Source organism: Bacillus sp. TH25, from assembly GCF_016650935.1.
In the GTDB taxonomy this organism is placed as follows: Bacteria; Bacillota; Bacilli; order Bacillales; family Bacillaceae_G; genus Bacillus_A; species Bacillus_A mycoides.
This window is the reverse complement of the sequence record NZ_JAEKEU010000009.1, coordinates 794,486-817,380: the sequence shown is the minus strand read 5'-3', so window position 1 is coordinate 817,380 and position 22,895 is coordinate 794,486. Positions and strand designations below refer to the sequence as shown.

Here is a 22,895-nt window from a genome sequence, read left to right as displayed (position 1 = left end):
TATAACTAACTGAATTGTGTCTTTTCTTAGAAGCTAAACACACTATAACTAGCTCCAATTATAATGAATACGATAAAGAGCAGAATGAGTAATAAAAGCCCACTACTACCGCTCTTACCATCTTTGCCATCTTCACCGCCGCTACCACCTTTACCGCCAGATCCCATATGAAAATCCTCCTTATCGTTATACATTATTTTTACTTTATATTTTTCTAGGTTCATCAAGAAGTTCCTTTTAAAACTCTAATTAACTTGCAAATCATTCATTTTCATTTTACAATTTATTTACCGACCGGTAAGTAAAAATAGAAGAGGTACAGTATGACAAAAAATTTACAAACATCGCAGCACATTGTAGATGCATCATTTAAACTAATGGCAGAGCATGGCATTGAGAAGATGAGTCTTTCAATGATTGCGAAAGAAGTAGGCATATCAAAGCCAGCTATTTATTATCATTTTCCGTCTAAAGAAGCGCTAGTTGATTTTTTATTTGAAGAGATTTTTTCTGGATATCATTTCGTGAATTACTTCGATAAAGACCAATATACGAAAGAAAACTTTGCAGAAAAGTTAATCGCAGATGGTTTACATATGTTGTCGGAGTATAGAGGTCAAGAAGGCATATTACGCGTTATAAATGAATTCATCGTAACGGCAACGCGAAATGAAAAGTACCAGAAACGCTTATTTGAAATACAAGAAGAGTTTTTAAATGGATTCCACGATTTATTAAGGCAAGGCGCGGAACTTGGTGTTGTGTCACAACATGCAACTGAAGAAAACGCGCATACATTAGCGCTCGTTATTGATAATATGAGTAATTACATATTAATAGGATTCCAGTTAAAGTATAAAGAAATTTGGATTCAAAATGTGAAAAACGTAATGAAGGAGGGGGAATAAAAATGAAAATGCAGAAAAACTGGTGGCTCGGTTTCCTTGGATTTGTGGGAGTGTATAAAATTCCAGGTATGATTGAAGCTTTCCAAGCGGATAAAGGTTGGCTCGCATTAATTAGCTTAATTTGGCTCCTTTGGTTCGGATATTTTATTCCTGAGAAAAAAACGGATAAATAATAAATTTTCAATTTTATGTAAAGTTATGTAAAATATAGATTGAGACAATTCATATATTAGATTAATAGATTTGGAGTGGTTACATGGATCCATTGAAAAATGAAATTCATCCTGACATGGTCAAGGTGTGGAAAGTTCGTGCTGTAATTGAAGAAGGGATAGGTATTCTCGTCATCTTAGTATACCTTTTCCTCATGATAAAGTTTGATTGGTGGGCGTGGATTTTGTATGTGATGGTTGGGCTAACAGTTGCGCTAGCACCATTTTCGTACTTTGTATTCCCGAAACTACGTCAGCGTTATTATAGCTATCAATTAAATGAAGAAGAGCTTGAAATTCAGCACGGTCTTTTCGTAGTAAAGCGCGTATTAGTACCGATGATTCGTGTACAGCACGTGACAATTGAACAAGGGCCAATTATGAGAAAACATGGATTAGCAGAATTACATATTTCAACAGCAGCAACTTCTCATAGTATTCCAGGCTTAACGATGTATGAAGCAGAAATGCTGAAAACGAGAATCGCAGAATTAGCGAAAGTGAGTGATGAGGATGTATAAGAGGCAGCATCCCATTACGATGTTATTAGAATTAAAAATAACAGACTTTATACCATTACTTATTTTCATGTTTAGTTTAAATGGAAAGTTTCCATTTTGGTATTTAATTCCCGCTGGATTCGGTTTACTTACTATTTTTTCAGCGTTTGAGAAATGGTATTACACAACATACTGGGTTGAAAATAACGTATTACATGTGAAACAAGGGCTCTTTGTGAAGAAGGAGAGCTACTTAAATAAAGAACGTGTTCAAACGATTAATACAAGTTCAAACGTGTTATATCAAATGCTCGGTTTAAAGAAAATTCAAATCGAAACAGCTGGCGGAGGCGATGATGCAGAAGTTAGCTTAGCTGGTATTACGGAAGACGAGGCGAAGGAGCTTATTTCCTTACTAAATGAGCCAACTCCAGAAGTGAAAGCAGAAAAAACATCAGAAGAAGTAGTAGAAAAAGAAGTTATGACAGAGGAAAAGCAAGCGACAGAGTACAAATTAACTTTGAAAGAAATTTTATTAGCATCTGTTACATCCGGTCAATTTGGATTATTATTCTCATTAATCTTTTTCGTGTATCACCAAGTAGATGAGTACATTCCGAAATGGATAAAAAATAGCGTAGAGTCGTATGTAATGGATCATGATATATACGGCTGGATTTACATGGTAGCTATTTTACTCGTCCTTTCGTGGATTATATCTACAATTGGTTACGCGTTAAAACATGGTAATTTCACAGTAAATCGAAAAAACGATGAAGTGCGTATTTCTCAAGGATTACTTGAAAGGAAAGAACTTGTACTAAAGTTACACCGCATTCAAGGGATTACGATAAAAGAAGGTATTTTCCGTCAGATGTTCGGTTATTGTGCTGTGCAAGTCGAAGTCATTCAAAGTAAGGGATTGGGAGAAGAGAAGGACAAAGTTACACTGCATCCGATTATTCGAAAGGATCGTGTGCAAGATTTACTTGTACATTTACAATTACCATATGAACTGAATACGAACATTACATCATTACCAAAAGCGGCACTACGCCGCTACTTAATAGATAGTTTTATTTTCTTTGCTATGCTAGCAATCCCGCTTACAGGAATAAGTATATACTTTGAAAAGTATTTCATCATGTGGGCTGTATTACCGCTTGCTATCCTCATCTTTACACTTGGATATGCAACATTTAAAACAAATGGTTACGGTGTAAACGGAGAACAAATTACACTTGTTTACCGCAGTATTGGGAAACATACAGGACTTGTAAGAAGAAGACACGTCCAATCAATTGAAAAAGCACAATCATATTTCCAGCGCCGGGCGGATTTATGTACGTATACGTTTTCTAGTGCATCATCGAATTATAAACTAGAGCATACGAGAGTAGAAGATACGGAGAGAATGCAGGATTGGTATAAGAAGAGAATAAGTGAGAATTAATTTGAAAAGGCTTGCCTAGTATGAAAGGCAGGCTTTTTTGTTATGGAGAAATGAGTAGTTTGATTCATATATGGGTGCAAATACAGCTCACATTTCTCAATACGTATCAGAAAAAAAGGTAGTACCTTTCTATTTAAGGGAAATTTGTGAAATTTTTGATATAAATGGTATACTAATATAGAAATAATATTAGGAGGTTATATATGATAAGTCAGTTGAAAAGAGAAGCACTTGATGCATTAAAAGGCAAATGGGGATTAGCGGTAGGGGCAACCTTATTACTTGGAATCCTTATTGGAGCTGTTGAACTTCTAATTACAGGTGTTTTCTCGATGCTTTGGGGTTGGGAAGAAGCAAGTGATTCGCTTACAGTAAGTATTATTGCAATGCTTGTTATTGGTCCGTTAACAATAGGCGCCTACTATCTTGTTTTAAATGTAATCCGTGAGACTAGTGCTCGCATTGGTGATTTATTTAGATGGTTTAGCGATGGAAGTAAGCTTATGAAGTCGTTTTTAACATATTTACTAATGTATGTATACTTGATGCTATGGACATTACTTCTTATTATTCCGGGTATTATTAAATCATTTTCTTATTCTATGACGTATTTTATTTTGAATGATCGTCCAGAATACACAGCGAATCAAGCAATTACCGAAAGTCGCCGTATGATGAATGGACATAAAATGGATTACTTTTTACTATGCTTAAGTTTCCTTGGCTGGTTCATTTTAAGTATTCTTACTATAGGAATCGGTTTCTTATGGTTAGCACCTTATTTCTACGCGACATCGGCAGCATTTTATGAAGAGATTTCAAAAGAATATTATAAAAAAGAAGGTACTACCTTCTAACAAAACACCTAAACCACGTATCCCCTAAAGAATATAGGGAACAGATGGTTTAGGTGTTTTGATATGTGTTCTGTTTTCGGGGTTCACTTCAGGATAAGGTATAGGTTTTTATATAGAAATTATTCCCTCTATGTTTTATCATAGAGGGTTATTTTTTTATTTTAAAATGATAGAAAATAATGAATAATATATGTGAAGGGAAAAGTGAGGTGAATGAGATTGAGCAAATTTTTAATTCCGTATTCATTTTCTATATTAAGTTTCTTTATTTCAGTAACGGTACTTGATTTATATGATAGGATGGGAAAAATGAATGAGATGACTTCGCCGACCATACTTGGAAAGGTAATTCAATCTACCGCGCAAATGGGAGTCCTTACATTGTATTTCGGAGCACCTATTATTTTAGGTGGATGTCTTCTTGGAGAGTTATTGTTTAGAGGCATCATTTTACGATTTAAACTAAGCTATATTATATCTTTATTATTATATCTACTTTTATCTTTTAGTATTGTTTTTATCTTTTTGTCTGTAATGGTAGGAGTTCCAGCTGCATATGAAGAAGTTCGTACTCTTCAAATGATGTATTTCATGGGGATAACTATGATTTGCGCTGTAACATTCTTTGTGAGTCGGAATATATGGGGAAAACAAATGAATAATGGAGTGACAAAATGAAATATACATGTCCATGTTGCGGATATAAAGTGAAACTTTAATCAGTGGGGATTTTGTTCATTCCCCACTGATTATTAGTTGAACCAATCGGGCATTTATGGGCAGTTGATCTTCCGCCTAACTCCTTTGTTCTAGCTGAATTTTGAGGTGGGAGTTTTACTGCCCGTTAATGCGGGATAAAACATTAGAAGAAGAACCACCAGGTACATATGAAATTTGTAACATATGTTATTGGGAAGATGATGAGGTTCAATTTAACGATCCTGACTTTGAAGGCGGAGCAAATGAAGTTTTGTTAAGACAAGCGCAGAAAAATTTTATTGCGTTTGGCGCTTGCGAGGAATGTTGTGTGGGATTAGTTAGAAAGCCGACTAGTGAAGATGTGAAGGATGTTAGTTGGAAGCAAATTTGTTAAGCAGTTTATTTAGTACTGAAAGAATTACAGTTGTCTAATAAGGAAAATCAATAAAGATGATAAAATAATAGGAAAAGCTAAACTAGTAAATCCTATTCATGGATATATTAGGAATGAATATAAAAGTATAGATGTATAGTCAACGTTGTGTATTTGATGTTATCATATTGTGATATGGAAATTTTTAATAGAAGAAGCAACTAACAATTTAAAGGTAGTGAAGCCTTTGTTGTATAAAGAAAATACTTAGTAGTCCTCAACAATATTAAAAATAAGATACGCATTTATATAATTTTAGTAGAAATGGGGTTTTAAAAAGGAATGAGTACAAGCATAACACGGCAAAAAATTTTAGCCGCCGCTTCTCAAATTGTTCAATTTAAAGGCGTAGCTAAGTTAACTTTAGAAGCAGTAGCAAAAGAAGCGGGTGTAAGTAAAGGTGGACTGTTGTATCATTTTTCAAATAAAGAAGCTTTAATAGAAGGTATGATACTTAAAGGCGTAGCGGATTATGAGGGGGCTATTCACAATAAAGTAGAGGAAGACCCAGAGAGGAAAGGCAGATGGGTGCGCTCTTTTGTAGAGGAAAGATTAAGTAATGAGAGAAGAACAGAAGAGTTGTCTAGTAGTATGATGGCAGCATTAATGCTAAAACCTGAACTACTTGAACCGTTACAACAATCATTTCAGCAACTGCAAAATAATATAGAAAATGATGAAATGGATTCAGTTTGTGCAACAATTATTAGATTAGCAGCAGATGGGTTATGGTATTCGGAATGTTTAGGGGGTGGAAGACTAAGCCCCGAATTAAGAGAAAAAGTGATTCGAGCTCTTGTTAAATATTCTTATAAATAGAATATACAAACTATATAATATAAAATAATTCACCGTTGGCTATTTAATCCGATGGTGAATTATTTTTTTTATTAGAATAATATAACAATTTTATAGGGTGTTGAATTATAACCGTCCAGACGGTATAGTAATATTTGGTTTAAGAGGAAAATGAAACAAAAAAAGAATAAAAAAATATTTTTAGCACACTATTCGAAAGGATAGGCCGCAAAGCTTAGAGTCTACGGTAATATATTGGTTACTAAGATCGTCTGGTTGCACATTTTTGATGCAACCGGACGGTCTTTTTTTGTTATATAAATATAAAAAATTAGGAGGAAATTATGCAAACGAAAAGTACTAAAAGGCACATTTCAATGGTTTCATTAGTTTTTCTAGTATTATTTTCAGTGCTGAATGTATGGGCTCCAGTTATTCAAGCCGCTGTGATAAAAAATCCAGTGGACGAGATTAATATTTCTCGTACTGATGGCACAACATCTGAACCATATCAGGCTTCAGATGGTATGAAAGTAGAAGTGAAGTGGTCAGCTAAAGAGCAAATAAAAAGTGGAGATCAATTCACAATTGATATGCCAAAAGAATTTAGAAAAGATCTTATGAATATGAGTTTTCCTTTAAAAGATGCTGAAGGCAAAACAGTTGGTACATGTGAGATGAAAAAGGGTCTATTAACGTGTACTATGGGTGATTATGTAGAAGGAAAGAATAACGTTAAAGGTTCTTTATTCGTAGAATTTTACTTTGGTCTAGAAGCATATGATGGTGTCCAAAAAATCCCATTAGAATTTAACGTTGATGGTCAAATCGTAAATAAAGAAGTAAGTGTAAGTAATACGACAGAGAGACCGAAGCCGCAGCCCAATACAGATAACCTATTGAAATGGGGTTCTTATAATCAAGAAGATCCGTCCATTGCTGATTGGCTTGTATATGTAAATGCAACTGGAACAGAAATGCAAGATCTTAAATTAACAGATACATTAGGACCTGGGCATGAGTTAATTACAGACAGTGTAGTATTAGAAGAGGCTGTATTTGAAGATGGTTATGCACCAACAAATATTAAGCCAGCAGATTTATCTAAAATTAAAATCAATGCAACGAAGACTGGATTTACAATTGAATTTCCAGACAGTTCAAAAGGTTATATTTTAAGATATAAAACAAAGATTACCAATCCCGCTGCAAAGCCTCATAAAAATACAGTGAAATTAGAAGGCAAAAATATTAAAACTGAAGAAAAAGTAGGAGAAGTATTCGTAAGTGGTGGGGGAGGAACCGGTTCAGGCGACGATAATCCACCTAGTATTGAAAAGAATATAGTTGATGAGAATGGTAAGCTTGTAGAGAATCAGCAGTTAGCGCAAATGGATCAACCTATTCAATATCAAGTTGGTACACATATACCAAACGATCCTCCTAAATACACATCTATGGTAATTAGTGATGATTTAGAAGATGTATTAGAAGTATTAGAGGCAAAAGTGTATGATCAAAATGGCCAAGATATTACTTCTAAAGGAACACTAAAGATAGATAAACAAAAAAGTGAAGTAATATTTACGTTCGGTGAGAGTTTTGACTATAAGTCATATGAGGACCAGATAATTAACTTGAATATTAAGGCGAAAATTAAAGCTGATGCAGACTTATCTTCTTACGTAGATAAGAAGATTCCTAATAAAGCAGAATTACATTTTGATGATAAGAAATTAACATCAAATGAAGTAACGGTTACGCCGCCTGAACCTCCAAAAGACGGTACAGTAGCTATTCATAAAATAGATGCTGAGGATCCGACTAAAGAGTTAACAGGTGCCGAATTTGAAGTTCGAGATAGTGAGGATAAGGTTGTTGCAGTACTGAAAACAGGCGAAAAAGGTTTTTCAGCACCTCAAACTTTAGCTCCTGGGACGTATAAAGTTTATGAAAAAGTAGCACCTGAGGGATATCAAAAATTAACAAGTCCGGTAGAGGTTACGCTTCAAGCTGGAGAAACAAAAACAATTGAAATTAAAAATACCATGCAAAAGGGTCAAATTGAATTAAAGAAAATTGATTCGGAAAATGGTGAAAAGCCATTAGCAAATGCAGAGTTTGATATAGTAAAAGACGGTGTAGTAGTTGAACATATTGTTACAGATAAAGATGGTAAGGCAATCTCTAAACCGTTAGCACCAGGAAAATATATTTTAAAAGAAACGAAAGCGCCTGAAGGATACCAATTAAAAGAAAAAGAGTTCGAAGTAAATGTAACAGGGGACGGCATATTCCCAATAAAAGTAGAAAATGCAATGGTAGACAAGGGTAATGTAGAAATTACAAAAGTGGACAAAGAAAACGGTGCAGTATTAGCGGGTGTCGAATTTGAAGTCCAAAATGAGAAAAGTGAAGTAGTAAGAAAAGTAACAACGGATAAAGATGGAAAAGCAAACGTTTCAGATCTATCAGTAGGAAAGTACAAATTAGTAGAGACGAAAAGCTTACCAGGTTACAAAAAACTAATAGAGCCAGTATCATTTGAAATTAAAAAAGGCATGACAAAAGTTTTATCATTGAAAGTAGAAAATGAGCAGTTAGACAAAGGTTCAGTGGAAATTACAAAAGTAGATAAAGACAGCCAAAAAGTATTAGAAGGCGTAGTCTTCGAAGTGCAGGATGAAAAAGATAAAGTAGTAAAAGAAGTAAAAACAGATAAAGACGGTAAAGCAAATGTTGCTGATTTATCAGTAGGAAAGTACAAATTAGTAGAGAAAGAAAGCTTACCAGGCTACAAAAAATTAACAGAACCAGTATCGTTCGAAATCAAAAAAGGTATGACGACAGTCCTATCATTGAAAGTAGAAAATGAGCAGTTAGACAAAGGTTCAGTAGAAATTACAAAAGTAGATAAAGACAGCCAAAAAGCATTAAAAGGTGTAGTCTTCGAAGTACAAGATGAAGCAGACAAAGTAGTAAGAGAAGTAAAAACAGATAAAGATGGTAAAGCAAAAATCTCAGATTTATCAGTAGGAAAGTACAAATTAGTAGAGAAAGAAAGCTTACCAGGCTACAAAAAATTAACAGAGCCAGTATCATTTGAAATCAAAAAAGGCATGACCGAGGTACTATCATTAAAAGTAGAAAATGAAATGGTAGATACGGGAAATGTAGAGATCACAAAGATAGATAAAGATAATAAGGCACCGTTAGCGGGAGTAACGTTTGTTGTCCAAGATGAGAAGGGCAATGAGGTTAAAAAAGTAACGACAGATAAAGATGGAAAAGCAAATGTTTTAGATTTACCTGTAGGAAAGTATGAATTAGTAGAGGTAGAAAGTTTACCTGGTTATAAAAAACTAGAAAAATCAGTACCATTTGAAATTACAAAAGGTATGACGAAGTCTTTAACATTTACTGTAGAAAATGAAATGGTAGATACAGGGGATGTAGAAATCACAAAGATAGACAAAGATAGTAAAGCACCATTAGAAGGTGTTGTGTTTGAAGTACGTGATTCAAAAGGGAAAGTAGTTACTAAAGTAACAACGAATAAAGATGGAAAAGCAAATGTTCCAGATTTATCTATTGGAGAGTATGAGTTGGTAGAAGTAGAAACACCAGCAGGATACAAACCGCTAGAAAAACCAATTTCATTTGAAATTGAAAAAGGTAGAGTAATAGCATTACAATTAACTGTCGAAAACGAATTAGTGGATACAGGAAATGTAGAAATTAAAAAAGTAGACAAAGAAAATAAAGATGCTTTAGCTGATGCGGTATTTGAGATTCAAGATGAAGCAGGACAAGTAGTTGCTAAAATGGCGACAGATAAAAAAGGACACGCACAAGTTACTAATTTATCAGTTGGAACATACAAGTTGGTAGAGGTACAAGCACCAAAAGGATATAAGCAATTAGTAGATCCTATTACTTTCAAAATTGAAAAAGGCATGACAAAATCTCTTGCTTTAACAGTAGAAAACGAAATGTTAGACAAGGGAAATGTAGAAATTACAAAAGTAGATAAAGACAGCCAAAAAGCATTAGCAGGCGTAGTCTTTGAAGTAAAAGATGAAGCAGGCAAAGTAGTAACAGAAGTAAAAACAGATAAAGAAGGTAAAGCAAATGTTACTGATTTATCAGTAGGAAAGTATAAATTAGTAGAGAAAGAAAGCTTACCAGGCTACAAAAAATTAACAGAACCAGTATCATTCGAAATCAAAAAAGGTATGACGAAAGTCTTATCAATGAAAGTGGAGAATGAACTATTAGATAAAGGTTTAGTAGAAATTACAAAAGTGGACAAAGAAAGTGGCGCGGCATTAGCGGGCGTAACCTTTGAAGTGCAAGATGAAAAAGGAAAAGTAGTAACAAAAGTAACTACGGGAGAAGAAGGAAAGGTAACGATTCTAGATTTATCCGTAGGAAAATATAAGTTAGTAGAGGTAGAAAGCTTACCAGGATACAAAAAATTAACAGAACCAGTATCATTCGAAATTAAAAAAGGTATGACAGAAGTTTTATCAATAAAAGTAGAGAATGAATTATTAGACAAAGGTTCAGTAGAAATTAAAAAAGTAGATAAAGACAGCCAAAAAGCATTAGAGGGCGTAGTCTTTGAAGTGCAAGATGAGCAAGGCAAAGTAGTAACAGAAGTAAAAACAGATAAAGAGGGAAAAGCAAAAATCTCAGACTTATCTGTAGGAAAGTACAAATTAGTAGAAAAAGCAGGCTTACCAGGATACAAAAAATTAACAGAACCAGTATCATTCGAAATTAAAAAAGGTATGACGACAGTCCTATCATTAAAAATAGAAAATGAAATGGTAGATACGGGAAATGTAGAGATAACGAAGATAGATAAAGATAATAAGGTATCGTTAGCAGGTGTAGTCTTCGAAGTTCAAGACGAAACTGGCAAAGTAGTAACAAAAGTAACAACAGATAAGGAAGGAAAAGCAAACGTTTCAGACTTATCTGTAGGAAAGTACAAGCTGGTAGAAGTAGAGAGCTTACCAGGATACAAAAAATTAGAAAAGCCGGTACCATTTGAAATTAAAAAAGGTATGACAAAATCTCTAGCGTTTACTGTAGAAAACGAAATGGTGGATACGGGGAATGTTGAAATTACAAAAATAGACAAAGATAGTAAAGCACCATTAGAAGGTATTGTATTTGAAGTACGTGATTCAAAAGGAAAAGTAGTAACAAAAGTAACTACGGGAGAAGAAGGAAAGGTAACGATTCCAGATTTATCCGTAGGAAAATATAAGTTAGTAGAGGTAGAAAGCTTACCAGGATACAAAAAATTAACAGAACCAGTATCATTCGAAATTAAAAAAGGTATGACAGAAGTTTTATCAATAAAAGTAGAGAATGAATTATTAGACAAAGGTTCAGTAGAAATTAAAAAAGTAGATAAAGACAGCCAAAAAGCATTAGAGGGCGTAGTCTTTGAAGTGCAAGATGAGCAAGGCAAAGTAGTAACAGAAGTAAAAACAGATAAAGAGGGAAAAGCAAAAATCTCAGACTTATCTGTAGGAAAGTACAAATTAGTAGAAAAAGCAGGCTTACCAGGATACAAAAAATTAACAGAACCAGTATCATTCGAAATTAAAAAAGGTATGACGACAGTCCTATCATTAAAAATAGAAAATGAAATGGTAGATACGGGAAATGTAGAGATAACGAAGATAGATAAAGATAATAAGGTATCGTTAGCAGGTGTAGTCTTCGAAGTTCAAGACGAAACTGGCAAAGTAGTAACAAAAGTAACAACAGATAAGGAAGGAAAAGCAAACGTTTCAGACTTATCTGTAGGAAAGTACAAGCTGGTAGAAGTAGAGAGCTTACCAGGATACAAAAAATTAGAAAAGCCGGTACCATTTGAAATTAAAAAAGGTATGACAAAATCTCTAGCGTTTACTGTAGAAAACGAAATGGTGGATACGGGGAATGTTGAAATTACAAAAATAGACAAAGATAGTAAAGCACCATTAGAAGGTATTGTATTTGAAGTACGTGATTCAAAAGGGAAAGTAGTAACAAAAGTAAAAACGGATAAAGAGGGAAAGGCAAACGTTTCAGATTTATCTATTGGAAAGTATGATTTGGTGGAGGTAGAAACACCAGCCGGATACAAACCACTAGAAAAACCAATTTCATTCGAAATTGAAAAAGGTAGAGTAACAGCATTACAATTAACTGTAGAAAATGAATTAGTGGATACAGGAAATGTAGAAATTACAAAAGTAGACAAAGAAACGAAAGATGCTTTAGCTGATGCAGTATTTGAGATTCAAGACGAAGCAGGACAAGTAGTCGCTAAAATAACGACAGATAAAAAAGGACACGCACAAGTTACTAATTTATCAGTTGGAACATACAAGTTGGTAGAAGTAAAAGCACCAAAAGGATATAAGCAATTAGTCGATCCTATTACTTTCCAAATTGAAAAAGGCATGACAAAATCTCTTACTTTAACAGTAGAAAACGAAATGTTAGACAAGGGAAATGTAGAAATTACAAAAGTAGATAAAGAGAGCCAAAAAGCATTGGCAGGCGTAGTCTTCGAAGTGCAAGATGAGCAAGGCAAAGTAGTAACTGAAGTAACGACAGATAAAGAAGGAAAAGCAACAATTTCAGATTTATCTGTAGGAAAGTACAAATTAGTAGAGAAAGAAAGCTTACCAGGTTACAAAGAACTAACAGAACCAGTATCATTCGAAATTACAAAAGGTATGACGAAAGTTTTATCATTGAAAGTAGAGAATGAACTATTAGACAAAGGTTCAGTAGAAATTACAAAAGTAGATAAAGAGAGCCAAAAAGCATTAGAAGGTGTAGTCTTCGAAGTACAAGATGAAGCTGGAACAGTAGTAAAGGAATTAACAACAGATAAAAGTGGAAAAGCAAAATTCTCAGACTTATCTGTAGGAAAGTACAAATTAGTAGAAAAAGCAGGCTTACCAGGTTACAAGAAGTTAACAGAACCAGTATCATTTGAAATTACAAAAGGTATGACGAAAGTTTTATCATTGAAAGTAGAGAATGAACAGTTAGATAAAGGTTCAGTGGAAATTACAAAAATGGCTGCTGAAAGCAAGAATATATTATCAGGAGCTGTGTTTGAAGTTCATGATGAAAAAGGTAAAGTAGTAGCGAGAGTAACAACAGATAAAGAAGGAAAAGCAAAAGTCTCAGATCTATCTGTAGGTAACTACACACTTGTAGAAGTAGAAGCACCAAAAGGATATGAAAAATTAACTAATCCAATTCCATTTGAAATCACAAAAGGAATGATAAATTCAGTTCAATTAGAAGTATTAAACGAATTGAGTCATTTAGCACCACCAGGTCCAGAAAAACCAGATCCAGAGAAACCGGAAAAACCAGATCCAGAGAAGCCTGGAACAACAGATCCAGAAAAACCGGAAACAACAGATCCAGAGAAGCCTGGAACAACAGATCCAGGGAAGCCTGGAATAACAGATCCAGAAAAACCTGGAGCAATGAACCCAGAGAAGCCTGGAACAACGAATCCAGAGAAACCTGAAAAAGAATTACCGAAGACAGGGCAGAAAATGCCTGTGGAACCATATATGGGAGCACTTCTTGTAATGATGAGTTTTGGATTACTCGTATTAGGTAGAAAACAGCAAAGATAATAAAAGTGAAAAGGTATCCTCAAAGTATTTGAGGATACCTTTTTATCTTTATTTGGCATAAAAAAGCATCTAGCAAAAGAATTAGCTGCAAATAAAAAACAAAAGGGAAGATAAATGTCTTCCCGCTTCACGAATGTGCTTATTTCAAAAAAAGTATAAAAACTAGCTTTATTATATATATTTGATGTGTAAAGGTATGGAAGGAAAAGGTTATACGTTTTCGTAGTGTTTTGTTGAAAAAGAGCAATCTATGTAATTAATTTTAACGATTTAGGAAATAAGTCCCGTTCTTAAAGCGTTTGAAGAGCGATAGTCCAATAGTAGGTGGGAGATGAAATTAGGGTTGGAATCTTATTGGATCTTAAAATGTAGAGGGGGAAAATAATGTAAAAAAAACTATTGTATGTTTAAAACCTTTATGTTACATTTGTGTTACAAGATAGTTACGAATCGTGACTTTTGTTACGTTTTGTTTTCTGTTGCTTTTCGGTATGTTACAGATTATAGTTTGTATTCCAATTAGCTGAGAATATTTAAAGCTGAAGAAATAGCAAACTATAAACGAAAAATGATTTTTCTATGTGTATAAGAGTGTGTGTAGTAAAGATTCTGAGTAAGGGCTTTATTTAAAATTCCTTTCTGTCTTAAAAGAAGAAGAAAACCAACTACCAACTATTTAGGAGTTTTAAGTAATGATAGTAAATGAAATGTACAGTACATATTTACTTTCAGTCTAATTACTACACAGACTTTTATACATATGATGTTATTGTTTTAGGTATATATAGGGGGAGAGAAAATGAGAAAGTTATTAACGGTAATTGGACTTACGTTTTTAATGCTAGCTGGATGTAGTAATGGGGATTTTGACAAAGCAATGGATGAAGGGAAGACCGCGTTAACGAATAAAGAATATAAAAATGCTTTATCATCATTTGAACGAGCATTAGATGAGAAAAAAGATGATTCAGATGCAACAGTGCTTGTAGAACAAACGAAAGTAATGATTGAAGCAGTGAAGCTAAAAGACGAAGCAAAGTTAGAAGAATCGATCAAGTCATTTAAAAAAGTAGAGAGCGTGAAGGATGGAAGTAATGCGCTTATAAAACAAGCAAAGGAAGAACGAACAGCATTACTAGCTATCTTAGAACAAAAAAAGAAGTATAGTGAACAACTGGTGAAAGGTGAAGAGTTAATAAGTAAGAAAAATTATGCAGAAGCGAAAGAGTTACTAAATAAGCTAGTTTCAGAAACAAAAGATAACAAGAACCTTGAAGAATATAATAAAAAAGCTGTAGGATTAATCACTAAAATTGGTGAAGAGGAAAAAACTGCAAAGAATGTAACGGCAGCAGCGAAGGCACAAAAAACTGATGCAGTAACGAGTCAAAAGGTAGAGGCAGAAAAGAATCAGAAGGTAGCGACAGAAAAGAACCAAAAAGCAGAGGCAGAAAAGAATCAAAAGGCAGTAACAGAAAAGAACCAAAAAGCAGAGACAGAAAAGAATCAAAAGGTAGCGACAGAGAAGAACCAAAAAGTGGATACGGAAAAGAATCAAAAGGTAGAGACAGAGAAGAAGCAAGATGCATTTACTTTTGAGAAAGCTAAAGAATATATCAAAAATGAATATAAAGAAGAATATGATTACACACTAGAGAATACGCAAGTAGAAAATGGAAAGAAATATTATCAAATTAGAGTGCGTACGACATATAAAATAGAAGGCGCAGCTGGACCAGGATTTACTGGCGTATTCAAAGTATTTGAAGATGGTACAATTATTGAAATACACTAAATCGATAAAAAGGTATCCTCAAAGTATTTGAGGATACCTTTTTAAGTTTGTTTAGCATAAAAAAAAGCATCTAGCAAAAGTACTAGATGCAAATAAAAACACAAGGGAAGATAAATGTCTTCCCGTTTCCCGTAAGTAATTATATCAAAAAAATTATAAAAAACTAGCTTTATTTTTAATATAATGAATGTGTGAGGCTATGAAAGTAAAAGATTACACTATTTTCATAGTGTTTTATTAAGAAAAGGAGTTGTGTCCATGATTAATTTCAAGCCAGAAAATTTAAACCAACTATTAAAAGTGACGTTAATTAGTGCGAATAAATCTTATGATGCGATTAAAGATTATGAATTTACAGGCGAATCGGTAGCATTCCGTATAGATTTTGAGTATATAGATGTTACTCTTATGGTTACAGATATGTTAGGAAAATCTGCTTCTAAATTTACTATTTTGCCATTTGCTCGTCCTAATACGAATGAAATAGATTACATTCAGTTTCAAGTGTATTCGATTAATGAAGGGAATTTTAAAGAAGTAATGGATACGATGTAGAAAACTATAATTTTACAAAATTGTATATACCAACTAATATATAATTAATAAATTCATATAATTGGAGTGATGAGATGCAGCCGTTAGAAAGGGAGATTCATTCTAATATGCTGAAAGTGTGGCGAATTCACGCTTTAATTGGGGCGGCAGTTATACTAGCAGTCGTAATTGCGTATTTCTTTTTTATGATTAATTTTAATTGGTGGGGCTGGTTGTTTGGTTTGTTAGTGACAGGAGCAGTTATATACATACCACTTGATTATTTGGTATTTCCAAATTTACGTCAACGTTATTATAGTTATAGATTAAATGAAGAAGAGATTGAGATTCAAAAGGGAATGTTCGTTGTAAAACGCGTGCTTATTCCGATGATTCGTGTGCAGCACGTAACGATTGAGCAAGGGCCGATTATGAGAAAGTATAATTTAGCAGAATTACATATTTCAACAGCGGCAACTTCGCATAGTATTCCAGGCTTAACGAAAGAAGAAGCAGAGCAGTTGAAAAGACAAATTGGAGAGCTTGCGAAAGTGAGTGATGAGGATGTATAAGAGGCAACATCCAATCACGATATTGTTAGGTATTCGAATTGCGACTTTGTTGCCTTTTATTTTTCTTGTTTTATTTCGTTCAGATGGTGAAGTAAAACCTTGGTATTTCTTTCATCTTGTTCTTTTGGCTATATTATTTATTATGGCAATTTTCTCAGCTATAAAATGGTATTTCAAAGTGTACTGGGTTGAAAATAATATTGTACATATTAAACACGGTGTTTTTGTGAAGAAGGAAAGTTATTTAAATAAAGACCGTGTGCAAAACATTAGTACATCTTCTAATGTCATTTATCAAATGCTTGGGCTTACGAAATTAAATATAGAAGTAGCGGGCGGCGGCAGTGAGCCGGAAGTGATGTTAGCTGGTATTAAAGAAGATGAAGCGAAGGAACTGATTGCCTTATTAAATAAAAAAAGAAGCGCTGCGAGTGAAGAAGTACCCATGGCAGAAGAAAGTAAGACGATTTATCAGTTAACGATGAAAGAGATTTTAGTAGCTTCCATTACGTCTGGTAGATTCGGATTAGTGTTTTCTGGATTACTTCTTATTTACACAGAGTTTAATCAATTTCTTCCAGAATGGCTCATAAATAAAGTGGAAGCGTATGTGATGGATAACGGTGTATATGAATTAATCGTTATGGCCGCGATTTTAATGGCGGTTTCGTGGGTCGTTTCGACAGCTGGTTATGCGCTAAAATATGCGAACTTTAAAATAGAGCGAAACGGAAATGAAATTCGTATTGTGCAAGGGTTATTTGATAAGAAAGAGTTTGTCTTAAAGCTCCACCGCATTCAAGCAATTACTGTGAAAGAAGGAATTCTCCGCCAGCCTTTCGGTTATTGCTCTGTCGAAGTGGAAGTCATTCAAAGTATAGAAGCGGCAGGGAATGAAGTGATGTTACATCCTTTCATGAAGAAAAAAGATGTACAGCAGCTACTTGCCTATTTACAGTTGCCATATGAAATAGAAGAGGAAATCGTTCATTTACCGAAGGCTGCATTACGCCGTTACGTCGTAATGGGCTGGATTACAAGTGCTGTGCTCGCTGTGCCAATCGCTGGTGCGAGTATATATTTTAAACAACATACTGCGTTGTTCGTTCTTATACCGCTATGTATTGTATTTACAATACTTGCATACGCTAGATATAAAAGTGGTGGATATATGATACGAGACAATCAGTTAGTAATGGTGCACCGAGGTCTCGCGAAATATACAGGGATCATGCGAAGAAGGCATATTCAAGTGGTCGGATACAATCAATCTTATTTTCAAAAGAAAGACGAGTTATGTACAGCTGCTGTAGCGGTGGCGGGACATGGTTATGAAGTGAAGCATATGCGAAAAGAAGACGCGCTTCGCATATATAATTGGTACAAAGAAAAAGGAAACACCAGTGTGTAATGGTGTTTCCTTTTTGTGTGTCGTCATTTGTCGATAAGTCGATATATTTCGAGTTGCGCCGATATAATTTCGCATACCGCCGACTCCGAACTCCGAAAATTAAACTAACACATCAAAAGTAGTCACGAACGACGGGCGAGAGAAAATACTTTTTTGCTGTTCTGCATGTGGATGCGCCGGAGCCGGAGCTTGTCCTTCTGCTTGTGCAGGGCGTTTTTTATGAGCGTTTTCGAATGAACGTGATTCTGTCCAGTCTTTAAAGTTTTGCTCAGTTTCCCACATCGTTAAGATGACATATGTATCATTACTTAATGGGCGAAGAACACGGATTGCTTGGAAGCCAGGCTCATTTTCGATTAGACCAGCACGGTTTTTAAAACGGTTTTCAAATACAGGGCGACCTTCGTCTGTTACAGAAATGTTGTTACAAACGATGTAGCCAGGTTGTCCTTTAAATTCTCCAACAGCGTCTAATACGTCATACTGAAGCGAGCCTTCTACAGATTCTTCAGTATTTTCTTTATAAAACATATCTTTTTCGTTATTTTTTGCAGTGAAATGTGCTTGTTCTAGAGGTGTTTCGTATGAAATAATAGCCTTCATTTTAATGCCCCCTTTATGGTTTGTCTCTATTATATCAATTCTCTTAAAAAACTTCGAAGATTATATACATAAAGATACTTCTTTTTCAAATAATAAATGTACCATCATTTGGAAAGAAGGCCGATGTATGAAGAAAGCAAAGTGGACTTTATTAGGCGGAGTAGCAACGTTCGTAGTAGCGATTGTACTCTATAAACTTATTGTGTTAACTGGTGGCTATATGATGGATGAAAAGCAGCTTGTTTTCCACTCTTCATCACGTATCGTTGACCAGAAAGGAAAAGAAATTACGAAGTTATATGTAGAAAATAGAGAGCTCGTGCCGATTGAAGAAATTCCAAAGTACGTGCAGCAAGCATTTATTGCTGTGGAAGATTCTCGTTTTTATGAGCATCAAGGAATTGATTACCCTTCTATATTTCGGGCGCTTTATAAAGACGCGTTAGCTGGAGAGAAGGTAGAAGGCGGTAGTACGATTACGCAGCAACTAGCTAAAAATGTCTTTTTAACTCGCGAAAAAACATTTACGCGTAAATTGAAAGAGGTCGCAATTTCTCTTCAATTAGAGCAAAAATATACGAAGCAGCAAATTCTTGAAATGTATATGAACCATATTTATTTCGGTCATGGGGCATATGGTATTCAAGCGGCAGCAAAGTTGTATTTTAATAAAAATGTAGAAGATTTAACAGTGGAAGAGGGAGCTATGCTTGCAGGGCTTCCGAAAGCACCAAATGGCTATTCACCGTACTTATCCCTAGAAAAGAGTAAAGGGCGCCGTGATCTTGTTTTGTCACTTATGCATAAACAAGGCTATTTAACAGCGGAAGATAGTGTTCGTTACCAAGGGAAAACAATCGCTCTTTATAAAAATTCAGATGAACGTGAACTCGCATATATGCCGTATATCGATATGGTTATAGATGAAGCGGCGCGTTTATATGGTTTATCGCATCAAGAAGTACTGCGCGGAGGATATACGTTTGTCGTACCGATGGATGAAAAAGTTCAAAAGGTAGCATATAACCAGTTTCAAGATGCGAGAAATTTCCCTGGTAAAGAAAACGGGGCGCAAGGTGCATTTTTATTAATGGATAATCAGACTGGCGGAATTAAAGCCGCGATTGGCGGAAGAGAGTATGTTCCGAGAGGGCTTAATCGCGTTTTTGCAAAGCGGCAGCCTGGTTCTGTTTTAAAGCCGCTTATCGTATATGGACCTGCACTTGAGACGAAGAAATATAATCCATATTCTTTATTAACGAATGAAAAGAGTTCGTTTGAAGGTTATGAACCTCGAAATTATAATCATGAGTATACGAAAGAGATGACGATGTACGATGCGGTATTAGAATCAGCAAATGTGCCAGCTGTATCTTTATTAAATGAATTAGGGGTAGATGAGGGAAAGCAATATTTAGAGAAAGGGAATGTTCATATTGCGGACTCAGGTTTAAGCACAGCACTTGGCGGGCTAAAAAATGGTGTGTCTCCATTTGATCTTGTCAAAATGTACCGATCTTTTTTAGCAAACGGGAATATTATCGAACCGCACGTTATCGATAAAGTATTAAATAGACACGGAGCAGTCATTGGAGAATCATCAAAAGCTGAAACGAAAGTCTTTTCGAAGCAAACGGCATGGTATATGACAAAGATGCTTGAAGGAGTTGTGAAAGAAGGTACGGCGAAAGCTGGCGTATATAATGGAGCTTTAGCTGGAAAAACAGGCACAACTTCACTGCCGAATGATGACAATGGTGCGCGTGATATGTGGTTCGTTGGATATACACCGAATTTAGTAGGTGCAGTTTGGATTGGCTATGACCGCACCGATAAAGAGCATCAATTACAAGATGGAAATGCATCTGCAACGATGTTATTTAAAAAGATTTTAACGAAAGCAAATATACAAGATAAAGCGAGTTTTCATAGGCCAAAAGGTGTTGAAACAATTGGACTGCCAATTCGTTTAGATAAGATTCAAAACGTGGAAGCAAAACTAGCATTTAGTCCTTTCGGTTTATTTGCAATGAAACTAAGCTGGACGCCGCTTCCTGATGAGCGAATTATGTACCGGATTTATAAAGTTGAAAAAGGAATTCATACTCACGTTGGAACGGCAAAAGGAACAGGGAAATATGAGGAAAAGTTTATTAATATATTCTCAAAACCAAGTTTTTACGTTGTGCCATATAACACACAAACGAACCGTGAAGGAGAAAAGTCAAAAGTAGCTAAACCGTAGTTTTTCTCTGTGCTATAATAAGAATGTTGTGAAAATAGTAAACGTTTTTACGAACGTTTGTGTCAATTTAATGAACAACGTACATAATGTTATGCATTTTGTTTTTACAAGCTGTATAGTAAAAAAAGATAAATATCGGAATAGAGCATATTTAAAGAAAAAGCATTGGTAAGGAAGGGAGCTAGGGTCTTGGTAAGAACTATAAATGAGACATTTTTAAAAGCATGTAGGGGGGAACGTACAGAGTATGTACCAGCATGGTATATGCGTCAAGCAGGTCGTTCACAGCCGGAATATAGAAAGATAAAAGAGAAATATTCTTTATTTGAAATTACACATAATCCAGAGTTGTGCGCTTACGTTACAAAGTTGCCAGTTGATCAATATAACGTAGACGCAGCAATTCTTTATAAAGATATTATGTCACCACTACCTGCAATTGGTGTTGATGTGGAAATTAAATCTGGCATTGGTCCAGTTATCGATAATCCAATCCGTTCTTTACAAGACGTAGAAAAATTAGGGAAAATCAATCCAGAAGATGACGTACCTTACATACTAGATACAATTCGTTTATTAACGACAGAAATGTTAGATGTACCGTTAATCGGTTTTTCAGGAGCTCCATTTACGTTAGCGAGCTATATGATTGAAGGCGGTCCTTCTCGTAACTATCATAATACGAAAGCGTTTATGTATGCAGAGCCGAAAGCTTGGTTCGCATTAATGGATAAGCTAGCAGATATGGTTATTACATATTTAAAAGCGCAAATTAACGCAGGAGTAAAAGCGGTTCAAATTTTCGATTCTTGGGTTGGAGCAGTAAATGTAGCGGATTACCGTATATTTATTAAACCAGCGATGGAGCGTATTTTTGCAGAAGTTCGTAAGGTGGGTGTTCCAATGATTATGCACGGCGTAGGTGCTGCACATTTAGTGAATGAATGGCACGACTTACCGCTTGATGTAGTAGGTTTAGATTGGCGCTTACCGATTGAAGAAGCACGCGCACGTGGTGTTCACAAGGCGGTACAAGGAAATATGGATCCTTCATTCTTATTAGCACCTTGGCCTGTTATTGAAGAACATGTAAAAGGTATTTTAGATCAAGGGATGAAGCAGCCAGGTTATATCTTTAACTTAGGTCACGGCGTATTCCCAGAAGTAAATCCAGATACATTAAAACGCTTAACTACATTTATTCATGAGTACTCTAAAGAACAGTTAGCGAAGTAAAGGAGATTGTCTGTATGAAAAAGAAAATTGGTTTGCTTGTAATGGCATACGGAACGCCATATAAAGAAGAAGATATTGAACGTTACTATACACATATTCGCAGAGGAAGAAAGCCAAGTCCTGAAATGCTAGAAGATTTAACAGGGCGTTACCGTGCAATTGGTGGTATTTCTCCTTTAGCTACTATTACATTAGAGCAAGCTAAAAAGTTAGAAACGCGTTTAAATGAAATACAAGATGAAGTAGAGTACCACATGTATCTTGGTTTAAAACATATTGAACCGTTCATTGAAGATGCAGTACAAGCTATGCATGAAGATGGAATAGAAGATGCAATTGCACTCGTTCTTGCCCCTCACTATTCTACTTTTAGCGTGAAGTCTTATGTAGGACGAGCGCAAGAAGAAGCAGAAAAACTTGGAAACTTAACAATTCACGGCATCGATAGCTGGTATAAAGAACCGAAATTTATTCAGTATTGGGTCGATGCAGTGAAAGGTATATATAACGGTATGTCAGAAGCAGAACGTGAAAAAGCAGTGTTAATCGTATCTGCACATAGCTTACCAGAAAAAATTATCGCACTCGGCGATCCATACCCGGATCAATTAAACGAAACAGCTGACTATATTGCACGTGGTGCTGAAGTAGCAAATTATGCAGTTGGCTGGCAAAGTGCCGGAAATACACCAGATCCTTGGATTGGTCCAGATGTACAAGATTTAACGAGAGAACTAAATGAAAAATACGGCTACAATTCATTCGTATATGCACCAGTTGGATTTGTTGCGGAACATTTAGAAGTTTTATATGACAATGACTTTGAGTGTAAAGTTGTAACAGATGAAATTGGCGCGAAATATTATCGTCCCGAAATGCCTAACGCGTCGGACGCATTTATCGACTGTTTAGCAGATGTAGTATTAAAGAAAAAAGAATCTGTAATGTAAGTAGAAAGGGGGAGCT

General features: G+C 35.1%; 18 protein-coding genes and 1 riboswitch. Of the genes, 16 read left to right on the top strand and 2 right to left on the bottom strand.

What is annotated here, in order from left to right:
• Positions 1-26 precede the first annotated feature (26 nt).
• A complete protein-coding gene (locus JFT89_RS08720) occupies positions 27-167 on the bottom strand; it encodes a sporulation protein YjcZ (protein WP_111917599.1) in 141 nt (46 codons plus the stop codon).
• A 156-nt stretch (positions 168-323) separates the two neighbouring features.
• Between JFT89_RS08720 and JFT89_RS08715 the strand changes: the two genes are divergently transcribed.
• The 13 genes from JFT89_RS08715 (at position 324) to JFT89_RS08655 (ending at position 17,845) form a co-directional block, all read left to right on the top strand.
• On the top strand, positions 324-908 hold the full coding sequence (locus JFT89_RS08715; RefSeq protein ID WP_201039768.1) for a TetR/AcrR family transcriptional regulator: 585 nt from the start codon (positions 324-326) through the stop codon (positions 906-908).
• A gap of 2 nt (positions 909-910) precedes the next feature.
• Positions 911-1,081 (top strand): hypothetical protein, encoded by a 171-nt coding sequence (locus JFT89_RS08710; protein ID WP_176126968.1) that lies wholly within the window; start codon positions 911-913, stop codon positions 1,079-1,081.
• A gap of 83 nt (positions 1,082-1,164) precedes the next feature.
• Entirely contained in the window at positions 1,165-1,641 is a 477-nt protein-coding gene (locus tag JFT89_RS08705; RefSeq protein WP_002064124.1) for a PH domain-containing protein, read from the top strand.
• The gene (locus JFT89_RS08700) at positions 1,634-3,073 is read left to right on the top strand and encodes a PH domain-containing protein (protein ID WP_201039767.1); all 1,440 of its coding nucleotides are present in this window, start codon (positions 1,634-1,636) and stop codon (positions 3,071-3,073) included. The genes JFT89_RS08705 and JFT89_RS08700 overlap by 8 nt, the downstream gene beginning before the upstream one ends.
• 203 nt (positions 3,074-3,276) lie before the next feature.
• Positions 3,277-3,930: a DUF975 family protein gene (locus tag JFT89_RS08695; protein WP_002064126.1), complete on the top strand. Its 654-nt coding sequence runs from the start codon at positions 3,277-3,279 to the stop codon at positions 3,928-3,930.
• 219 nt (positions 3,931-4,149) lie between these two features.
• Positions 4,150-4,608: a hypothetical protein gene (locus tag JFT89_RS08690; protein ID WP_201039766.1), complete on the top strand. Its 459-nt coding sequence runs from the start codon at positions 4,150-4,152 to the stop codon at positions 4,606-4,608.
• A 169-nt stretch (positions 4,609-4,777) separates the two neighbouring features.
• Positions 4,778-5,023, top strand: a complete 246-nt coding sequence (locus JFT89_RS08685) for a CPCC family cysteine-rich protein (protein ID WP_087944598.1) — start codon at positions 4,778-4,780, stop codon at positions 5,021-5,023.
• Positions 5,024-5,344: 321 nt separating this feature from the next.
• Positions 5,345-5,881, top strand: a complete 537-nt coding sequence (locus tag JFT89_RS08680) for a TetR/AcrR family transcriptional regulator (protein ID WP_002064129.1) — start codon at positions 5,345-5,347, stop codon at positions 5,879-5,881.
• A 172-nt stretch (positions 5,882-6,053) separates the two neighbouring features.
• A riboswitch (cyclic di-GMP riboswitch) is annotated at positions 6,054-6,144 on the top strand.
• Between the two features lie 60 nt (positions 6,145-6,204).
• A complete protein-coding gene (locus tag JFT89_RS08675) occupies positions 6,205-13,533 on the top strand; it encodes a SpaA isopeptide-forming pilin-related protein (RefSeq protein ID WP_201039765.1) in 7,329 nt (2,442 codons plus the stop codon).
• 799 nt (positions 13,534-14,332) lie between these two features.
• The gene (locus JFT89_RS08670; protein ID WP_201039764.1) at positions 14,333-15,328 is read left to right on the top strand and encodes a hypothetical protein; all 996 of its coding nucleotides are present in this window, start codon (positions 14,333-14,335) and stop codon (positions 15,326-15,328) included.
• 258 nt (positions 15,329-15,586) lie between these two features.
• On the top strand, positions 15,587-15,883 hold the full coding sequence (locus tag JFT89_RS08665; protein WP_201039763.1) for a protoporphyrinogen oxidase: 297 nt from the start codon (positions 15,587-15,589) through the stop codon (positions 15,881-15,883).
• 74 nt (positions 15,884-15,957) lie between these two features.
• Entirely contained in the window at positions 15,958-16,434 is a 477-nt protein-coding gene (locus tag JFT89_RS08660; protein WP_002064136.1) for a PH domain-containing protein, read from the top strand.
• The gene (locus JFT89_RS08655) at positions 16,427-17,845 is read left to right on the top strand and encodes a PH domain-containing protein (RefSeq protein WP_201039762.1); all 1,419 of its coding nucleotides are present in this window, start codon (positions 16,427-16,429) and stop codon (positions 17,843-17,845) included. The genes JFT89_RS08660 and JFT89_RS08655 overlap by 8 nt, the downstream gene beginning before the upstream one ends.
• A gap of 99 nt (positions 17,846-17,944) precedes the next feature.
• Here the strand turns inward: JFT89_RS08655 and hmoB are convergent, their stop codons facing one another.
• Positions 17,945-18,448, bottom strand: a complete 504-nt coding sequence (gene hmoB, locus JFT89_RS08650) for a heme-degrading monooxygenase HmoB (protein WP_201039761.1) — start codon at positions 18,446-18,448, stop codon at positions 17,945-17,947.
• Between the two features lie 127 nt (positions 18,449-18,575).
• Here hmoB and JFT89_RS08645 point away from each other — a divergent pair, with 127 nt between their 5' ends.
• From JFT89_RS08645 to hemH, 3 genes are all read left to right on the top strand, one after another.
• On the top strand, positions 18,576-20,693 hold the full coding sequence (locus JFT89_RS08645; protein WP_002011154.1) for a transglycosylase domain-containing protein: 2,118 nt from the start codon (positions 18,576-18,578) through the stop codon (positions 20,691-20,693).
• Between the two features lie 189 nt (positions 20,694-20,882).
• Positions 20,883-21,929: a uroporphyrinogen decarboxylase gene (gene hemE, locus JFT89_RS08640; RefSeq protein ID WP_201039760.1), complete on the top strand. Its 1,047-nt coding sequence runs from the start codon at positions 20,883-20,885 to the stop codon at positions 21,927-21,929.
• 14 nt (positions 21,930-21,943) lie between these two features.
• Positions 21,944-22,879, top strand: a complete 936-nt coding sequence (hemH, locus tag JFT89_RS08635) for a ferrochelatase (protein WP_002064141.1) — start codon at positions 21,944-21,946, stop codon at positions 22,877-22,879.
• The last annotated feature ends 16 nt before the right edge of the window (positions 22,880-22,895 follow it).